We start from the raw sequence: 17,870 nt of genomic DNA, 5'->3' as shown, positions 1-17,870 counted from the left end.
GGGCGCTACGGACGCGAGGCGATACAGTCAACCGCTCTCGAGCTCGTTGACGAAGATTCGGCCGTCTTTCATCACGAGCGGAATATGCTCGCCCTGACCTAACAGGCAATCGACGGATTTCAAAGGATTGCCATCGACCACCAGCACATCGGCGTAAGCACCCGGCATGATTCGGCCGAGCTTGTCCTGCATACCGAGCACTTCCGCGCCCACGAGCGTCGCGCTTGCAATCACCTCGGCTGGCGACAGGACTTCCGCCAGAATCCGGAACTCATCGCTTTGCAGGCGCTGCGCCTCGCCGAGCAAGTCCGTGCCGAAACCCATCTTGACCCCGGCGCGCTTCATGATGTCAATCGAGTGCAGGCCGGCGCCATGCACGTCCGCGATCTTGGCAATGCTGGCCGGCGGCAGCCCGTATTTCTCGCCTTCGCTTGCAAGGGCGTCGTAAGTGACAAGGGTCGGCACGACATACGCGCCGTACTCCGCGACGAGGCGAGCGGTTTCCTCGTCAATCAGATTGCCGTGTTCGATCGTGCGCACGCCACAGCGCACCGCACGCGCGATCGCCGCTGGCGTATAGGCATGCGCCAGCACATAGGTGCCACGCCCCTGCGCTTCAGCCACGATGGCGCGGATTTCATCTTCGGAGTAACCGAATGCGCCGACCGGATCAGTCGGTGAAGCAACACCGCCCGAAGCCATGATCTTGATCTGGTCGGCGCCCATCTGCAGTTCCTCGCGCACGGCCCGGCGCACTTCATCGACGCCGTCCGCCACGCGGCCAAGCGCGCCTACACGCACGCAGCATCCGCAGGGCGAATCGGGCGGCATGTAGTCGGAGCGGGCGCGGACGTCGGCATGACCGCCCGTCTGGCTTAACGCGCGGCCGGATACGAAAAGACGCGGACCTTCGACGAGCCCTGACTCGACCGCCTGCTTGAACGGAAACCCGGCGCCACCCGCGTCACGCACCGTGGTGAAGCCGCGGCGCAGCATCGCGCGCATGATCGGCACGGCGCGCAGCGTAACAAGTACATTGGGTAACGTCGCGACGCGCGGCAGGTTGAACTCGATCGCGACGACATGCACATGCAGATCGATCAACCCTGGCATGATCGTCTTGCCTTTGGCGTTAATGACGTGCGCGTTGCTGCTCTTTATCGGCTTGTCGGAAACTTCGCGGACGAAGCCGTCCTCGATGAGAACTTCAAAACCCTCTAGCAGATCAGGGTGGGTAGGGTCGAGCAGCGCGCCGTTACGTAGGAGGAAAGTGGTCAACTGTTGTCCCCTTCAGGTTCGATCATGGTGCCCGGCATCCGGGCATCCGGGCATCCGGGCATCCGGGCATCCGGGCATCCGGGCATCCGCTCGAGTATGCAGGCTGGCGCGTGTAAGCGCTGCCAGGATTTTCATCAGGATTGGTCTGATACGTATCGAGTATGTCGGCTGACAATTGCCTGACGCACGGCGGCACCCGAATCACATCTCATTGAGCGGCGGAAGTGGCGCCCTTTCGTGCTGCTGCAGTCTTCTCTTTTTCGAGGCGCGTCGCAGTGCAGTTTCCGCATCCGCCCAGCGAAAGTCGCGCGCAACACCTTCGGCAAAATGCACGGTCACGGCGTCGGCCAGTTCCGCTACTTTCGGGTCGTCCGCGCAAGGGAAATTTTCCAGTCGCGCCGGGTGTCCGAAGTCTCCGCTCCGGTCCATCCAGCGATACAACGCCGGAATGGTCCGCGGCCATTCGCCCTTACGCGCAACCGTACATAGCCTGCGCCACGCTACCGCTTCGCTTTCGAGCCATCGCTGTCGCGCATCGCCTATCCGATGTTTTGTCCGCCGCAGGAACACTGCGATGCGTCCACGTGCCCACACCACCACGAGCAGACCCAGCACGATCACGCAGCCGGCGATCAACTGCCCACTGTGAATCACAATGATTCTGTGCGGAAGGCCCTGGCTCATCATATCGGCAGGGATATCAAAGAGCGGCTTCTCGCGCGCGGTAGATGCGGAAAACGTCACACCCGGTAGCTCGATCGTCTCTTTCGTTTGCGTCTTCGTGTTCCACCATTCGATCGTCACGGGCGGCAGTTTGAACCGGCCGTTGTGATCGGCAATGTAGGTCACGCTGTCGGTTCGCTCGCCCGCGACCAGTCCTACCCGGTCCTGCACGATGTTGCGGGTCGTGGACGGTTTGGCGTAGCGCTTCAATCCGTCGACCTCGCCCAGGCTCACCGGCGGAATCATCATCGATTCGGTGCCGGCCGCGCTCTGTGTGATGGTCCGCGTGATCGAATCGCCGACTCGAAGCTGCTGTTTCGACGGTTCGATTGTTTGCGTGGCCGTGAGCTTTGTAGTCGGAAAGAATACTGACATGTCCTGCGCGCCCGGCGGCAACGTCGTCACGAGTTTAAGCGCGGGGGTCATGACCTGCACCGGCGTGTTCATACCACCTGGACAGACGGTGATCGCAAACGGCGGAATGTCGTAGGTCTTGCCTGCCTGAGGCGCAATGCGATAGGCCCGGCTCACGCCGAACCAGCGCACGCCGTCGATGTCCTCAGAAAGGTTGTTGGCCTGTTCGTCCGGCAGACTCACAATCGCATCGGCGACGGTGAAGAGCGGCCAGTTCGGCGCCTCGGTAAACCATGTGGTCGTCAGCAGATCGACGACGAGCTTCACCTCGCTGCCCGCTACAACCGGCCCGGCAGGTTCGAGATGCGCGCGAACCATGGTCCGCGGCGCGGGATCCGCCAACGCCGGCGCCGGAACGCAAACCGCGCCAAGCCACACGATGACGAGCAGAACCCGCAGGAAAACCGCTGTCATGGCGCGCCCGCTCCCTTTGCATCGGATTCCTGCTCAAAGCGCTGCTGCAGAAACACGGCCGGCGACGTATTCAGATTGCGCATCCAGAGTTCTTCGCTCGGACGCGGTGCGCCCTCGATCACGGTCGATGTGCCCCGGCCTTTCTTTTTGTCCGTCTCCACCTGATCGGGCGGATCTTCCTCCGGGTCCATCTCATCCTGCTTGTCTTTTGCCAGCAGTCGCTGCAGGAAGTCCCGATTGGCGGCGGCCTCGGGCAACGCCGGCTGAAGTTTGAGCGCGTTGTCGTATGCCTTGATGGCAGCGGCATAGTCGTCGAGATGCGCGAGCGTATTGCCCATGTAGAAATACGCTTGCGCCGTCTTCAGACGCGAAAAACTTTCCAGCGCGCCGGCATAGTCACCCGCGAGATATTGCGCGCGGCCCTTCCACATCGGATCGTCGAAGCGTTGTGCGGCCGCCTTGTAATCGCCGTGCTCGAAATTCCAGCGGCCCTGCTGATCGTGTGTAGCGAAGAGGTCGATCCAGTGCCACTCGGCGGCCTGCGCGTGACGGGGAATCGCGCTGAAAGCCAGCGAAATCAGCACCACAGGCAGCCACTTCACGGTCCAGCCGCGACGGAAACTCCACAGCGCGAGCAACAACAACGGGACAACGAGCCAGTAACCCGTTTCTTTCCAGCGCGGCACGATCTTCGACGCCTCCTCTTGCGCGAGGTAAGCCTGCGCACGGTGCTGGACCCACACCACATCGTCATCGTCCACCCGCATGCTGGCGAGCGGAATGCCGGCTTCATTCGCGACCTTACGGATCGCATCGGCATCGAAAGTGCCCATCAGCGGGTGACCTTCGGCATCCATCGCGATCATGCCGTCAGGGCCGCGTATCGGGGCGCCGTTTTCCGTGCCGACCGCCAGCCACAACAGTTGATGCCGAAGCGATTTCGCTTTTTGCACGAAGGCATCGGTCTGATTCGTATCGAAGCCGTCGCTCATGAAGACGATCGTGCCCGCCGTGGGATCGTTCGCCAGAAGCCGTTCGGCCGCATCGAGTCCGGCAGTGGCGTTCTTCCCGTCACGCGGCATCAGCGAGGGCGAGAGCGCCGGCACGTAGAGTTCGAGCATGGCCGGGTCCTCAGTGGGCGGCACAACGAGGTGACCCGTCGAGGCGAACACCACTAGCCCGGTGCGCGCACCTTTACGCGCCCTCGCCAGGTCGAGCACCTTCTGTTTGGCCCGTTCCAGCCGCGTGGGCGCGACATCGGTTGCGTCCATCGAATGAGCGAGTTCAAGTACGACGACGAGCGGCGCCTTGTCCTGATTGAACGGCGGACGCTCCTGCTGCCAGCTCGGCCCCGCGGCGGCGAGCGCGCCGATGCCGAGCAGCAGAGCCAGCGTGTGAACCGGCTGAATCACGCGACGCTTCGTGTCGCCGACGATCAGATGTTCCAGCAGCATCGGATCGATGACGTTGCGCCAACGCGCACGCACACTGTTGCGGCGAAACCAGACGAGCGGCAACAGGACCGCGGGAATCAGCAGCAGCAACCATCCCGGCCGCAGAAAATGGAAGGCCGTCAGATCAATTTCCACGACGGACCTCCGCAATAGCAGCACGTTCCGGTGGCCGTTCGCGTCGCGGCGCGCGCAGCACCGCAATCAGCAGCGCCAGCACGTGGTAGAGCGCGAAAATCGCCACCGCCAACCCGGCCGGCACCCAGTAAAAATCACGCTGTGGCCGGTAGATCTCGCGCTTTACTTTCTCGGGCGTGAGTTTGTCGAGCGTGGCGTAAACGTCGGCCAGGTCCTGCTGCCGCCCAAGTGCGCGAAACGCACGGCCTCCGGTAATGCTTGAAATGCGTGCGAGCGCGTCGAGATCCACCTTGTCCTCGCCCGTCGTATCCGGGTCGCCTATTCCAATGGTATGGATCACCAATTTGTGGTCCCGGGCGATTTCAGCGGCACGCTCAGGCGGAATGGCGCTGCTGGTGTCGTTGCCGTCGGTCAGCAAGATCAGCACCTTCTCCGGCGCCGGCGAGTTCGCCATCAGCTTGACCGTCAGGCCGATCGCATCGCCAATGGCGGTACGCGGCCCCGCCATGCCGATCTGCATCTGGTCGAGCAGAACCTGCACCGCGTCATGATCGAGCGTGAGCGGTGCCTGCGGATAGGCGGCGTCGCCGAACACGACCAGGCCGAGGCGATCGCCCTTGCGCTTTGCGATGAAATCGGCCACCACCCGTTTGACCGCAGTCAACCGGTCCATCCGCACACCGGCGGCATCGACAAAATCGCGCGTCGCCATCGAGCCGGACAAATCGATGGCGAGCATCAGATCGCGCGCGGGTTCTTCACGCACGATCGGCGCTTCGACATAGACCGGTTTGGCCGCGGCGATCACCAGCAACACCCACAGCAACGGCAGCAGCAGACGTTGCAGCCAGTTGCGGCGCAACCGCACGCCGCCGGGTGCCGGCTTTTCGCCGGCAGCCTGCGCCATCTCATGAAAGAACGGCATACGCACCGCGGAAGCCCTGGTGCGATAAGCCGGTACCAGCCACCACACGAAAAGAGGCAGAGGTAGCAGCGCGAACAGCCACGGGAAATCAAACTTCCACATGATGACGTTCGATCCAGTCGCGCGTGTGGCCGATGAGCGCTGCCGCGTCGCCGTCGGAAATCCCGGCAACCACGTCGGGCGGCGCATAGCTCGCGAGTGCGAGGAGCGCCCCGCTTCTGGCGTCAAAGCGGCCGCGCGTCCGTTGCAAAAACGCGAGCCACTCGCCGCCGGTCAGCGCCGCGACCTGCTCGCGCGGCGCGATCACGAGCGCGGTGCGCTTGATCAGGCGCGGTATGGCGGCGAGCGCGTTCGCGCGTTGCTCACGGTCCGTACGGGTGGTGGCGAGACTGGCTTCGATGCTCGCCAGCTCCGTGAGCGCGGCCCGCCGGTAGTGCTGCTTCTCGCGGCGGCGCCGGCCAAACCAGATCGCCATGCCAAGCGCCGCAAGCAGTACGACGGCAACGAATGCCCAGCCGATCTTATGCGGTGCATACGACACCGCGTCAGGCAAGGGCAACTCCTGCAACGGTTTGAGTTGTCCTGACGAATCAGGTGGAACGGGCAACGCACGGCTCATAGACCGCTCCCCGTCACCGGCCGCGCGCGCTGGCCGAAGAGCCGCCGTACCTGTTCAACGGTCGGCTCTGCCGTCGAGAGCGCCATCAGCGGTACACCGCTTGAGCGCAGCAACTCCGCCACCTCGGCGGTGCGCCCGCTGAACAGACTCGACAGCGGCGCACGGACCCGCTCCTGCTCGATACGCAGTTCCACCTGCAGATGCCCTTCGCTGACCACCAGCGCGCGGTGTTCGGGCATGTCCTGCCACAAGGGATCGAAGACCATTGCCGCGACGACGTCGTTGTGCGCCGACAACTGCCGCAACAAGCGCTGCGTGCGTTCGTTCGCGCCAGCAAAATCGCTGATGACGCAGATAAGGTAGTCGTGACCGGCTAACTGAAGCACCCCTTCCAGCGCCGCGTTCAGTTGGGCATAGTCGGTACGTGCTTCGCTATCTGCATGCAGCGCGCGATTCATCTCAGCGAGCGCACCGAACAGGACTTTGATCCGGCTGCGGCTGCGCAGCGGCCTCACCCGCACGATCCGGTTATCGTTGAACAATACGCCACCCACCCGGTCGCCGGCAGTGAAACCCATCCACACGGCAAGCGCAGCGACTTCGGCGGCCGCCACCGACTTGAACACGCGGCGCGACCCAAAAAACATGCTCATGCGCTGATCGACGACCACCAGCAGCGGCCGGTCACGCTCTTCGGTGTAGGAGCGAATCTGCGGCTTGCCGAGACGCAGCGAGACCTTCCAGTCGATGTGACGGACATCGTCACCGGGCAGGTAGGCGCGAATCTCTTCGAAATTGAGCCCGCGCCCGCGCAACCGCGACGCGTGACTGCCTGAGAGCACGCTCGATACCGGCGCGGGTGCGATAAAGCTTAGCCCGCGGGCATGAAACTCGAGCTTCGCCAGATGCGCCGCGTCGACATACACGCGGCCGATTGCAGCGTTTGCAGATTCGGACATCATGACCACGGCGATCCCCCGCGTCGATGCGACGATGCTTGTTGCGCTATGAGTCAGGCCGGCACGGCAACTTTTTCGATTAGCCGGTCGACCACGGCGTCGGCACTGATGTTCTCGGCATTGGCATCATAAGAAAGTATCAGCCGATGCCGCAGTACCGGATGAACCACGGCGCGCACATCGTCGGGCGTGACGAATTTTCGATCCTGCAGCCAGGCCTGCACGCGGCTTGCCCGGTCGAGGCCGATCGAACCGCGCGGGCTCGCGCCGATTTCGATCCATTTGCCGAGGTCCGCGTCGAGGTCCTTGCCATGCCGGGAAGCATTGACGAGCGACACAATATAGTCGTCTACCGCCGGCGCGACGGTGATGTGCCTGATTTCTTCACGCACGGCGAAAACGACATCTTGTGAGAGAACACTGGGCGCGCTGCCAATCTCGCTGCTTTCACGCCGCAGCAAGCGCAACATGTCAATTTCGCTTTGCGGTGACGGATAAGTAATTAGCACTTTAAGAAGAAAGCGGTCCATTTGCGCTTCAGGCAAAGGATAAGTACCTTCCTGCTCGATCGGATTCTGCGTTGCCATGACAAGAAAAAGATCCGGCATCTTATGCGTTTTACCTGCTACGGAAATCTGCCGCTCCTCCATCGCCTCTAATAACGCCGATTGAACCTTGGCAGGCGCGCGGTTAATTTCATCCGCGAGAATCAGATTGCCGAAGATCGGACCGGGCTGAAAACTGAGCGTGCGTTCCGTGCCGCTTTGCAGCAGTGTTTCGGCGCCGGTGATGTCGGACGGCAACAGGTCGGGAGTGAACTGAATGCGGCTCATGGTGGCCGCGAGACGCGTGGCAATGGCTTTGACCGTACGGGTTTTGGCGAGTCCGGGCAGGCTTTCGAGCAGTACGTGACCATCTGCCAGTAGCGCGATCAGTACCTGCCGGACAACGGCTTGCTGGCCCACTATCGCTTCATTGACACTCGATTCGAAGCGCAGGATCGTTTCGCGCATAGCTCTCGATTTCCCCAATCATTGAATGGCGGACTCACCTGGATGCCAATGCTCGCCGCCAGACACGTTAATGCACGCGCGCTATTCCGTCAAAGTTTCGCTTATGAGTAGAAAAAGGGTGAAATGTATTTGAAAAATTGTTAGCCTCCTCCTGACGTTTGCCAAACCGCATTCCACGTATCTGCTACCCGCACAAATCGTTATTCCGTATCGCCAAGCTTCTTCTGTGCGAATGAGAACTGCCCGCGCGCGCTATAGGGCCAGCAGCTTCACCTGAGAGAAGAGATGATGAGTTCAGGAAAACGTGGCCCGGTAACGGCTGCCCGCTCTAAAGGCGCGCCCTCCGCACCCCCTGCGCCGGCCATGCGTTATCGCAAGCTGCTCCTGTGGGGCGCGCTTCTCGTCATGCTTCCTGCATGCGTCGGCGCGGCGGTCAGTTGGGCCGTCACCTCGCATAGTCAACCTCATCCTCAAGTCGTCTACGGCGACGGAACCCATGGCCCGCTCGGCATGGCCTGGGTTCCAGGCGGACAGTTTCTGATGGGCAGCGACTCCAAGCAGGCGCAGCCTAACGAGCGTCCCGCCCACAAGGTCCGCGTGCATGGTTTCTGGATGGACCGTCATCACGTGACCAATGCCGAGTTCCGCAAATTCGTCGAAGCAACCGGCTATGTCACGACCGCCGAGAAGAAACCCGATTGGGACACCCTGAAGGTGCAGTTGCCACCTGACACGCCGCGTCCGCCCGACACCGCGATGGTGGCGGGCGCGATGGTATTCGTCGGCACGAACCACCCGGTACCGCTGGAAGACTATTCGCAGTGGTGGCGCTATGTGCCCGGCGCGAACTGGCGTCACCCCACGGGGCCGGACAGCAACATCCTCGGCAAAGACGATCACCCGGTTGTTCAAGTTTCCTACGAAGATGCGCAGGCCTATGCGAAATGGGCCGGCAAACGCCTGCCCACTGAAGCCGAATGGGAATTCGCCGCCCGTGGCGGGCTCGAGCAGGCCACTTATGCGTGGGGCAATCAGTTCGCGCCGAACGGCAAGCAGATGGCCAATGTCTGGCAAGGTCAGCAGGTGCAGTCGTTCCCGGTGGTCAGCCCGAAGGCGGGCGGCGCACTCGGCACGAGCCCAGTTGGCACCTTTCCGGCGAACGGTTACGGACTCTCCGACATGACCGGCAACGCCTGGCAGTGGGTGGCCGACTGGTATCGCGCCGACCAGTTCCGGCGTGAAGCGGTGAGCACGAGCACGATCGACAACCCGATCGGTCCACGAGATTCGTGGGACCCGGCCGACCAGGGCGTACCGGTAGATGCCCCCAAGCGCGTGACGCGCGGCGGCTCGTTCCTCTGTAACGAAACCTATTGCCTGAGCTACCGCCCCAGCGCGCGGCGCGGCACCGACCCCTACAACAGCATGTCGCATCTCGGCTTCCGGCTGGTGATGGACGAAGACACCTGGAAGGAACCACTAGCACGTCAGGCGTCGGCCCGCGCGGCAAGCGCCGACGGCGGCTAGGAAGCTCCGCCCGTTCGAGCTGTACGCGTTTCTCCCGCGCGCTGTCGCCCGCGGGTCGTGGAATTGTGCAATCGGAATGGAGGTCGGATGCGGTCGAATTGTCAATCGAGGTGGCCGGAACGCGCCGCGGGTTCGATCCGCCCTGCACTCAGGTCGGCGTTTGGCGTCGCCGTGGTCGTGCTTGGTGCCGCGCTGTGCGCCGCCGGGTGCACGACGCCTGCTGGCACGAACGTCCCACCGTCGGCTGCAGTCAGTTCGACCGCCGCGCTGCCATCCTGGCGTGACGGACCGGCAAAGCAGGCGATCGGGAAGTTTGTCGCCGATGTCACCCGCGAAGGCTCGCCGAACTACGTGCCGCCAGCCGAGCGTATCGCCGTGTTCGACAACGACGGCACGCTATGGAGCGAGCAGCCGCTGTACTTCCAGTTCGCCTTCATGCTCGACCAGGTGAAAGCGGCGGCACCGAAGCATCCCGAGTGGAAGAAGAATCCGGCCTTCAAGGCGTTGGTGGCGAAAGACTACGGCGCGTTGGCGAGCCAGCAGAAACAGGTGCTGCAACTGGTCGCCGCCGCCAATAGCGGCATGACCGTGGACGAATACGACAAGACCATCCGCGACTGGCTCGCCAACGCCCGGCATCCGAAATTCAATCGGCCCTACACCGAACTCGTCTATCAACCGCAACTGGAACTGCTCGCCTATCTGCGCGCCAACGGCTTCAAGACCTTCATCGTGTCGGGCGGCACCATCGAATTCATGCGGCCGTGGGCCGAGAAGGCGTACGGCATTCCACCCGAGCAGGTGATCGGCTCGAGCCAGCTCGTGCAGTACCAGATGCATGACGGCCAAGCCACGCTGGTGCGCCTGCCGAAAATCGATTTCGTCGACGACGGTCCCGGCAAACCTGTCGGCATCTATCGGAACATCGGCCGCAAGCCGATTCTCGCTTTCGGCAATTCGGACGGCGATTTGCAGATGCTGCAGTACACCGCGTCCGGCAGCGGCCCGCACCTCGCCTTGCTGGTGCATCACGACGACGCCGTACGTGAATTCGCCTACGACCGCACGTCGAAGATCGGCAAGCTCGACAAGGCCTGGGACGAAGCGATCACCGACGGCTGGACCGTGGTCAGCATGAAAGACGACTGGCAAACCATTTATCCCGCACCGAAGCAGTAGGCGGATGCAGGAGAGCGCGAGCCGCGTGCAGGTTGCGGCCGCTACGAGGCAACCCGGCGCGCAAGGAACGCGCAACGGGTGAACCGAAGTCAACTCCATTGGAGCGACACGATGAGAATGTTCCTGCGAAAGGGGCGCTACGCAGCCGGGGCGACAGTCATCGCCCTCGCCACGTTCGCTGCCTTGATTCTTCCCTCCATCAACGCGCCCGCGCAGACTCAGGCGCCGGCCACCAAAGCGCCACCGCCGCAGCCACAGCCACAGCCGGCCGCCAAAGCCTCGTCGAAACCCAACATTCTCGTGATTTTCGGCGACGACATCGGGCAGGCGAATATCAGTGCGTACACGCGTGGCGTGGTGGGCTACAAGACGCCGAACATCGATCGCGTTGCAAACGAAGGGATGATCTTTACGGACTACTACGCCGAGAACAGCTGTACAGCAGGGCGTTCGTCCTTCATCACCGGGCAGACACCGTTGCGTACCGGGCTCTCCAAGGTCGGCGCGCCGGGCGCACCGGTCGGTCTGCAAAAGACCGACATGACGATCGCCCAGGCGCTCAAACCACTCGGTTACGCCACCGGTCAATTCGGCAAAAACCACCTGGGCGACAAGAACGAGTACCTGCCGACCAATCACGGTTTCGACGAGTTCTACGGCAACCTGTACCACCTGAATGCCGAGGAAGAACCCGAGCGTCCGTACTGGCCGAAGGACAAGAACGACCCGTACGTGAAGAACTTCTCACCACGCGGGGTAATTCATAGCACCTCGGACGGCAAGGTTCAGGACACCGGGCCGCTCACGGCCAAACGCATGGAGACCATCGACGACGAAACCGGCGCCCACGCGGAAGAATTCATCCGCAAGCAGGTCAAGAACGGCACGCCGTTCTTCGTCTGGATGAACTACACGCGCATGCACGTCTTCACGCACGTGCGGCCTGAATTCAGAGGCAAGAGCGGCATGCCCGGCAATGAATACGCCGATGGCATGTGGGAGCACGACCAGGACGTCGGCAAACTGCTCAAGCTGCTGGACGATCTGAATATCTCCAAGAACACGATCGTCGTCTACACGACCGATAACGGGCCGAATGCGTTCACGTGGCCCGATGCGGCAACCACGCCGTTCCGCAGCGAAAAGGACTCCAACTGGGAAGGTGCGTTCCGTGTGCCGGCGATGGTGCGATGGCCTGGCCATATCAAGCCGGGCACAACGTCCAACGAGATGTTCTCGGGGCTCGACTGGTTCCCCACGCTGCTTGCGGCCGCCGGTGACACTGGCATCAAGGACCGGCTCCTGAAGGGATGGGCGCCTAAGGCGGGCGCCGCGAGCTTCAAGAATCACCTCGATGGATACAACCAGCTACCGTTCCTGACAGGACAAACGACCAAGGATCCTCGCACCGAGTTCTACTATTTCGATGACGACGGCGATCTGGTGGCCATGCGCTGGGATCAGGACGGCAACGCCTGGAAGGCCGTATTCTGCGAGCAGCGCGCGAAGGGCAATCTGAATATCTGGCAGGACCCACTTGTCTGCCTGCGTCTGCCGAAGCTGTTCAACCTGCGCATGGATCCTTATGAACGGGCGGACATCACGTCGGATCAGTACAACGACTGGGTCACGAAGAATGTTTACCTGAACGGCATCGCCACAATGAAGGCGTCGACGTTCCTGGAGACCTTCGTCAACTATCCGCCGAGCCAGCGGCCCGCGAGCTTCAGCGTGGATGGCGTGCGCAAGCAGGTCGACAAGAAGATCGACGAGTCCTTCAGGAAGCGCGGCCTCGAGTAATACGTGGTGCGGTTGCGCCTGCCGGTTTTGACCGGTGGGCGCAACTTTCAGATACGGTTCTATATCTCGTCAAACCGACTCAGGTCTACTGACACCCTCCCCACGCCATTCATTCCATGACCCAAACGCTGGCCAACCGTGCCAAAAGCTCACGCCGTGAGCGCCGCGCACATGAACGCGCACAGCGTCACGACGATGCACTCCTGGATGAACCCCAGAAAGAAGCCGCCAGCCCAGGCTTGCCGATCGCCTGGCCGCTGCTGCTTCTGTTCGCCTCGGGCGCCGCGTCGCTGATTAACCAGGTGCTGTGGATCAAGCAGCTCGCGCTGGTGGTCGGCGTCGAAGTGCAAGCTGTCACCACCGGTGTCAGTGCTTTTTTCGCGGGCCTCGCAATAGGCGGCTGGGTCTTCGGCAGACTCGCCGACCGGCTTGCGTGGCCCTTGCGCCTGTATGCGCTGCTTGAAGCCGGCGTGCTGGTGCTGGCCCTCGCCAGCACGTGGATGCTGCCGTATGCCGCGGCGCCGTTCGCCTCGCTGCAAGACCGGATCGGACCGTTGGCCTGGGCGTTACCCTTCGTCCTGGTCGGCCTGCCTGCTGTACTAATGGGCGGCACGTTGCCGGTGCTGATGCGTGCGCTGTGGCCCGCCGCCACCCATATGGGCCGCTCCGGCGCCCGTCTCTATGCCGCCAATACAGCCGGCGCGATTGCCGGCACGCTGGCCGCGAGTTTTGTCCTGATTCCATGGCTCGGCGTGCTGGGCAGCGCCTGCGCCGCCGCCGCGCTGAATGCCGGCGCGGCGCTGGTCGCCGTATTGCTCGGACGCGCGCAGCAGGGCTTCGTGCCGGTAGTTGGGTCGGCCGCGCCGACTCGCACCGAGCGCAACACATCCGCCTCCAAGGCCCGCCTTGCACTCGTGCTCTACGCGATCGCCGGCGGCGTCGCGCTCGGTTACGAGGTGGTGTGGTCGCAGGTGATCGTGCAATTCATCAGCACCCGCAGTTTTGCCTTCGCTGTGGTGCTTGCCACCTATCTCCTGGGCCTCGCGCTCGGTAGCGCGCTGGCATCGCGCTACGCTGACCGGGCACGCGATCCGTGGGGCCTGTTTGCGGTGCTGATCGTGTCGGCCGCACTGGTCGCGCTGCTGGAGATTGCCGTTCTGGGCAACTGGCTGCTGCAATGGCAAAGCTTCGCTCGAGAAGCTGTGCTCGGCGCTACCGGCAGTCTGTTGACAGCCATGTGCGCAGGCTTCGCGGTGGCGGCCGTATGCGTCGTCTTCGTTCCCACCCTGCTGTTGGGGGCGGCGTTCCCCTTCGCGTTGCGTCTTAACGTGGACAACCGGCATACGGGGCGCGACGTCGGTGCCGTGGTAGCGCTCAATACCGCTGGTGGGATCGGCGGCACGCTGCTGACCGGCTTCGTACTCGTGCCGCAACTCGGCCTCATTCACACTCTCGCGGCGCTCGCCGTCTTCGCGGGCGCAGTGAGTCTGATCGCCGTGCTGCGCGGCGCGGACCTGCGACCATTCGCGCGCTGGAGTGTGCCGGTCCTTGCCGCGTTGACGCTCATCGCGGTGATCGTGACGCCGTCCGACCGGCTTGCCACTTTGCTCGCCGAATCGCGCGGCGGCAATCTGACCTTCTATGAAGAGAGCGCGGGCGGCACGGTGGCGGTCGTCGAACAGAACGCCGGCCAGCGACAGTTCCGGCGGCTCTATATCCAGGGTGTCTCCAACTCCGGCGACACGATGGCGTCGCTGCGATATATGCGCCTGCAAGCCCTGCTGCCATTGATCATCCACCGTGAGACGCCTCGCACGGCGCTGGTAATCGGACTCGGCACCGGCATTACGGGCGGCGCGTTGCTGACCTGGCCCGGGCTGGAACACCGCACGGTCGCGGAACTGCTGCCGGCGGTCGTGCGTGCCGCACCGCAGTTCAAGGGCAACTACACCATGAGCACCGATGCCCGCATGGACATCCGGATGCGTGACGGCCGGCGCGAACTGCTGCGCAATGCCGAACGCTACGACCTGATCACGCTCGAACCCCCGCCGCCGTCGGCCGCGGGGGTCGTCAATCTGTACTCGTCGGACTTCTACCGCCTGGCGGCGTCGCGCCTGCAGCAACGCGGCATCGTCGCACAATGGCTGCCGTTGCCGACGCAGAATGAAGAGGACACGCGCTCGCTGATCCAGAGCTTCATCCAGGTGTTTCCGCACGCCGCGTTGTGGACCACCGAATTGCACGAGATGATGCTGGTCGGCTCAATGCAACCGCTCGAACTGGACGTGCCGCGGATCGAGGCGCGCTTTGCGCAACCGCAGGTCGCCGCGGCACTGCGCGAAGTCGGCATTGCATCGCCGGCAGCGTTGCTGGCCACCTGGATCACCGACCGCGCCGGCCTCGCATACTACGCCGCGGACGCGCGGCCGGTCACGGACGATCAACCGCGCATCGAATACGCCACGTGGGTTCGTCACGACGCCTTCCCGGCAACGTTGGCGCACTTGCTGGCGCTTCACACAGCCCCCCCGTTGCAGGGCGCTGACAACGCGTTTCGCACCGCCATGGACAAGTCGCGCAGCGCACTGCAGAGCTTCTATTCAGCCGGCCTGGATGCCTATAAAGGCGATCGCGACGCGTGGGCAGAGGACATCGGCAATGCCTTACGCACAGACCCGGACAACGCTTACTACCGATGGCTCATTGGAGACGGCAACTAAATCGGGCGCCGTGCGCCGGGTTGGACACCGGCGCCTTAGCAAGGCGTCGCGCCATGGAAGACCCGTTTGCGTTCCAGCAGAGCGATAAACCGCTTTCTCTTTAGCGAAAGCGGTTGAATTTAAGAACGATCAGTCTTAATATTCGTTCACCATGAGCCGACGCCCTTCTTCTACCAGCCCTTCCGCCCCGCCGTCCGAGCGTGGGCGGCCGCGTGAATTCGATCTTGACGAAGTCACCGGGATTGCCGGCAAAGTCTTCTGGGAGCAGGGCTACCATGCAACGTCGATTGAATCGCTATGTCAATCGACGGGCCTTTTCCGCGCCAGCCTCTACAGCACGTTTGGCGATAAGCACGGGCTTCTCGTCGCCGCCTTCGATCGTTACGCAGAGGGTGCGATTGCTCGCCTGAAAGAACGGCTGGCCGTCGATCTGCCGCCGCGTGAAGCACTTCGGGAGGCTTTGCTTCATTACACCCAGGTCGCCAGCAAGCTATCGGGACGCCACGGGTGCCTCATCACGAACGCAGCCATCGAAATGTTGCCGGATGACGAGGCTTTGCGTCCCCTTATCGAAACCACATTGAGACGTATCGCCTCTCATCTCGTAGCCGCCGTGGTCCGCGGCCAGCAGGCGGGGGAATTCAACGCTGAGCTCGACGAGCAGTCTGTCGGCAACTTCCTGCTCTGCATGGTCCAGGGCTTGCGCGTGCTGGGAAAAGTAAATGTCAGCAAGAACGAACTGGTGTCGATCGTCGACATGACGATGCGCGCGCTAGTCTAAAAAATTTTGCGTATTTTTGGAACGATCATTCATGAATAAGCCCCTCGAATTTTCTGCCGTGCCGGCGTCCAGTCGTAACAGCCAGTCTGTCGGTCTGGTTGCGCAGTCGATCCGCGGTAGCTACTGGAAAGGTGTGGTGTTTTGCGTGCTGGCAACAATATTGATGGGCGTCATGTTTCCGGTGATGACGAGCGCCCTCGTGTATATCGACCCATTCACGTTTACGTCGCTTAGGTATCTGATCGCCGGCACAGCGTTTCTTGTCCTGCTGAAGATAAAAGAAGGAAAGGGAGCGCTGAAGGCAAATGGGGAATCGCTTGCATTGGCCTGGCTGCTCGGGTCGGTCGGCTTTTGCGGATTCGGATCTTTCGTCTTTCTGGGGCAGCAACTGGCCGGGCGCGAAGGCGCACTGACTGCATCGATCATGATGGCAACTCAGCCCATGATGGGCCTGCTCGTGAACGCGATCGCGCGCAAACGCCGCCCGCCGTTCTATTCGTTTCTGTTTATCCTGATGTCATTCGCCGGCGTCTCGCTTGTGGTGACAAAAGGGAATGTCGCTGCCGTTCTGCGCGAACCGCAGCACTATTCTGCAAACGCCCTGATTGTTCTCGGCGCATTGTGCTGGGTGATATACACCTTTGGCGCGTCTCACTTCAAGAGCTGGTCCGCACTCAAATACACGACGATGACCACGTGGCTCGGACTCACCACGATCATCAGCCTCAACGTATTGCTGTTCGCGCTTCACGCTGTACCCGTACCATCTGCAACCGCATTGCGCGCGATCGTCCCTCACCTTCTCTATATGGGTCCAATCGCCGGCTTCATCGCGATCCTGTTCTGGAACATGGGTAACAGGATTCTCACCCCGCTCAACGGCGTCCTGTTCATGGACGTGTTACCCGTCACGACTTTCGTCGTGTCTTCGTTGACCGGCGTAGTTCCGGGACATTGGCAAATCGCGGGCGCCTGCACGACTGGCGCCGCGCTGATTTTCAACAATATCTATTTGCGACGCCAGGCTCGGGGACCTGTTCTGCAGAAGTAATGCAGCGGACGGGCCCGGCATCGACACTTCATTCAGGTCAACACGTCAGCGCAAAGAGACATGTCAGACCGCTCGCCGCCAGTTCAAAGGCTTTCATAGCGGCGGCCGATTCAGGCCGACCCAAAGTTGAACAGACGGCCGTTGCCACTGGTGCCTCGCGTATTCGGCCAACCTCGGCGGCACAGAGTCACCGTTCAGAACGAGACGGTTGAGCATGAGCGCGAGGTCCACGTCTGCGATACACCACTCATCAAAGAGGTACAACGCGTTGCCGGCGAGGAGCGTCTCGCAGGCAGAGAACAGTTTCGCAGCCGCAGCACGTGCTGCATCAGAAAGGGGTGCCGCGCAAGCCCCGTAAAACACGACCTCGGTGGAACGCTCCTGTCTGATGGGCATCAGATCGCTACGCAACCAGGCCTGAACTTGACGTGCTCGCGCGCGATGGTGCGGATCTGCCGGATACAACAGCGTGCCAGGAAAAACTTCGTCGACATATTCAGTTATTGCGGACGACTCGGACAAAGCGAAGTCGTCGTGAACCAGCGTAGGCACACGCTGCGTGAGCGAACTGGCGGCATAGCCGGGTTCGCGGTTTGCATGCCTGCTCAAGTCAATCGCTGAAAGCTCAAACGACAAGCCCTTTTCGTGAAGTGCCACGAAGGCAGACATGGCATAGGGACTTGCGAATTGAGCATCGGCGTAGAGGCGCAGACTCGTTGATGGCAATGTATTCTCCTGTTTGCACACGGCATTCAATATTCGTCATGGACGGACTGATAGGGACCACGCATTACTGAGCGCTTTCGGCGCGCGTTCATTTCAACCATCAGTATCCGTTTTTATTATCAACGATCCTGATAGGAATGAACGGGTAC

14 protein-coding genes are annotated in these 17,870 nt (G+C 62.1%); 6 read left to right on the top strand and 8 right to left on the bottom strand.

What is annotated here, in order from left to right; all coding sequences use genetic code 11:
* Window positions 1-27: 27 nt before the first annotated feature.
* The 7 genes from PQQ52_RS04455 to PQQ52_RS04425 all read right to left on the bottom strand — a co-directional run bounded on the left by PQQ52_RS04455 (window position 28) and on the right by PQQ52_RS04425 (window position 7,934).
* Window positions 28-1,278: a metal-dependent hydrolase family protein gene (locus PQQ52_RS04455; RefSeq protein WP_408207231.1), complete on the bottom strand. Its 1,251-nt coding sequence runs from the start codon at window positions 1,276-1,278 to the stop codon at window positions 28-30.
* Window positions 1,279-1,479: 201 nt separating this feature from the next.
* The gene (locus tag PQQ52_RS04450; RefSeq protein WP_408207229.1) at window positions 1,480-2,829 is read right to left on the bottom strand and encodes a BatD family protein; all 1,350 of its coding nucleotides are present in this window, start codon (window positions 2,827-2,829) and stop codon (window positions 1,480-1,482) included.
* Entirely contained in the window at window positions 2,826-4,418 is a 1,593-nt protein-coding gene (locus PQQ52_RS04445; RefSeq protein WP_408207227.1) for a vWA domain-containing protein, read from the bottom strand. Before PQQ52_RS04445 ends, PQQ52_RS04450 begins: the two co-directional genes overlap by 4 nt.
* On the bottom strand, window positions 4,408-5,445 hold the full coding sequence (locus tag PQQ52_RS04440) for a vWA domain-containing protein (protein ID WP_408207225.1): 1,038 nt from the start codon (window positions 5,443-5,445) through the stop codon (window positions 4,408-4,410). Before PQQ52_RS04440 ends, PQQ52_RS04445 begins: the two co-directional genes overlap by 11 nt.
* The gene (locus PQQ52_RS04435; RefSeq protein WP_408207223.1) at window positions 5,432-5,962 is read right to left on the bottom strand and encodes a DUF4381 domain-containing protein; all 531 of its coding nucleotides are present in this window, start codon (window positions 5,960-5,962) and stop codon (window positions 5,432-5,434) included. The genes PQQ52_RS04440 and PQQ52_RS04435 overlap by 14 nt, the downstream gene beginning before the upstream one ends.
* Window positions 5,959-6,921 (bottom strand): DUF58 domain-containing protein, encoded by a 963-nt coding sequence (locus PQQ52_RS04430; RefSeq protein ID WP_408207728.1) that lies wholly within the window; start codon window positions 6,919-6,921, stop codon window positions 5,959-5,961. The genes PQQ52_RS04435 and PQQ52_RS04430 overlap by 4 nt, the downstream gene beginning before the upstream one ends.
* 53 nt (window positions 6,922-6,974) lie before the next feature.
* A complete protein-coding gene (locus tag PQQ52_RS04425) occupies window positions 6,975-7,934 on the bottom strand; it encodes an AAA family ATPase (protein WP_408207221.1) in 960 nt (319 codons plus the stop codon).
* A gap of 285 nt (window positions 7,935-8,219) precedes the next feature.
* Between PQQ52_RS04425 and PQQ52_RS04420 the strand changes: the two genes are divergently transcribed.
* From PQQ52_RS04420 to PQQ52_RS04395, 6 genes are all read left to right on the top strand, one after another.
* Window positions 8,220-9,461, top strand: coding sequence for a formylglycine-generating enzyme family protein (locus PQQ52_RS04420; protein ID WP_408207219.1), 1,242 nt, complete (start codon window positions 8,220-8,222; stop codon window positions 9,459-9,461).
* Window positions 9,462-9,548: 87 nt separating this feature from the next.
* Window positions 9,549-10,640 (top strand): HAD family hydrolase, encoded by a 1,092-nt coding sequence (locus tag PQQ52_RS04415; RefSeq protein WP_408207217.1) that lies wholly within the window; start codon window positions 9,549-9,551, stop codon window positions 10,638-10,640.
* Between the two features lie 111 nt (window positions 10,641-10,751).
* Window positions 10,752-12,440, top strand: coding sequence for an arylsulfatase (locus PQQ52_RS04410; RefSeq protein ID WP_408207215.1), 1,689 nt, complete (start codon window positions 10,752-10,754; stop codon window positions 12,438-12,440).
* Between the two features lie 116 nt (window positions 12,441-12,556).
* Window positions 12,557-15,163, top strand: a complete 2,607-nt coding sequence (locus tag PQQ52_RS04405; RefSeq protein WP_408207213.1) for a fused MFS/spermidine synthase — start codon at window positions 12,557-12,559, stop codon at window positions 15,161-15,163.
* 151 nt (window positions 15,164-15,314) lie between these two features.
* Window positions 15,315-15,944, top strand: a complete 630-nt coding sequence (locus tag PQQ52_RS04400) for a TetR/AcrR family transcriptional regulator (RefSeq protein ID WP_408207211.1) — start codon at window positions 15,315-15,317, stop codon at window positions 15,942-15,944.
* A gap of 31 nt (window positions 15,945-15,975) precedes the next feature.
* Window positions 15,976-16,995 (top strand): DMT family transporter, encoded by a 1,020-nt coding sequence (locus PQQ52_RS04395; RefSeq protein ID WP_408207209.1) that lies wholly within the window; start codon window positions 15,976-15,978, stop codon window positions 16,993-16,995.
* A gap of 93 nt (window positions 16,996-17,088) precedes the next feature.
* On the opposite strand, the gene yfcF is transcribed toward PQQ52_RS04395, so the two are convergent.
* Entirely contained in the window at window positions 17,089-17,721 is a 633-nt protein-coding gene (yfcF, locus tag PQQ52_RS04390; protein ID WP_408207726.1) for a glutathione transferase, read from the bottom strand.
* Between the last annotated feature and the right edge of the window lie 149 nt (window positions 17,722-17,870).

Origin of the sequence: Paraburkholderia sediminicola (assembly GCF_046030555.1) — a bacterium.
Lineage (GTDB): Bacteria > Pseudomonadota > Gammaproteobacteria > Burkholderiales > Burkholderiaceae > Paraburkholderia > Paraburkholderia sediminicola_E.
Note: the sequence above shows the minus strand (reverse complement) of the source record. Positions and strands in the feature narration are given on the sequence as shown.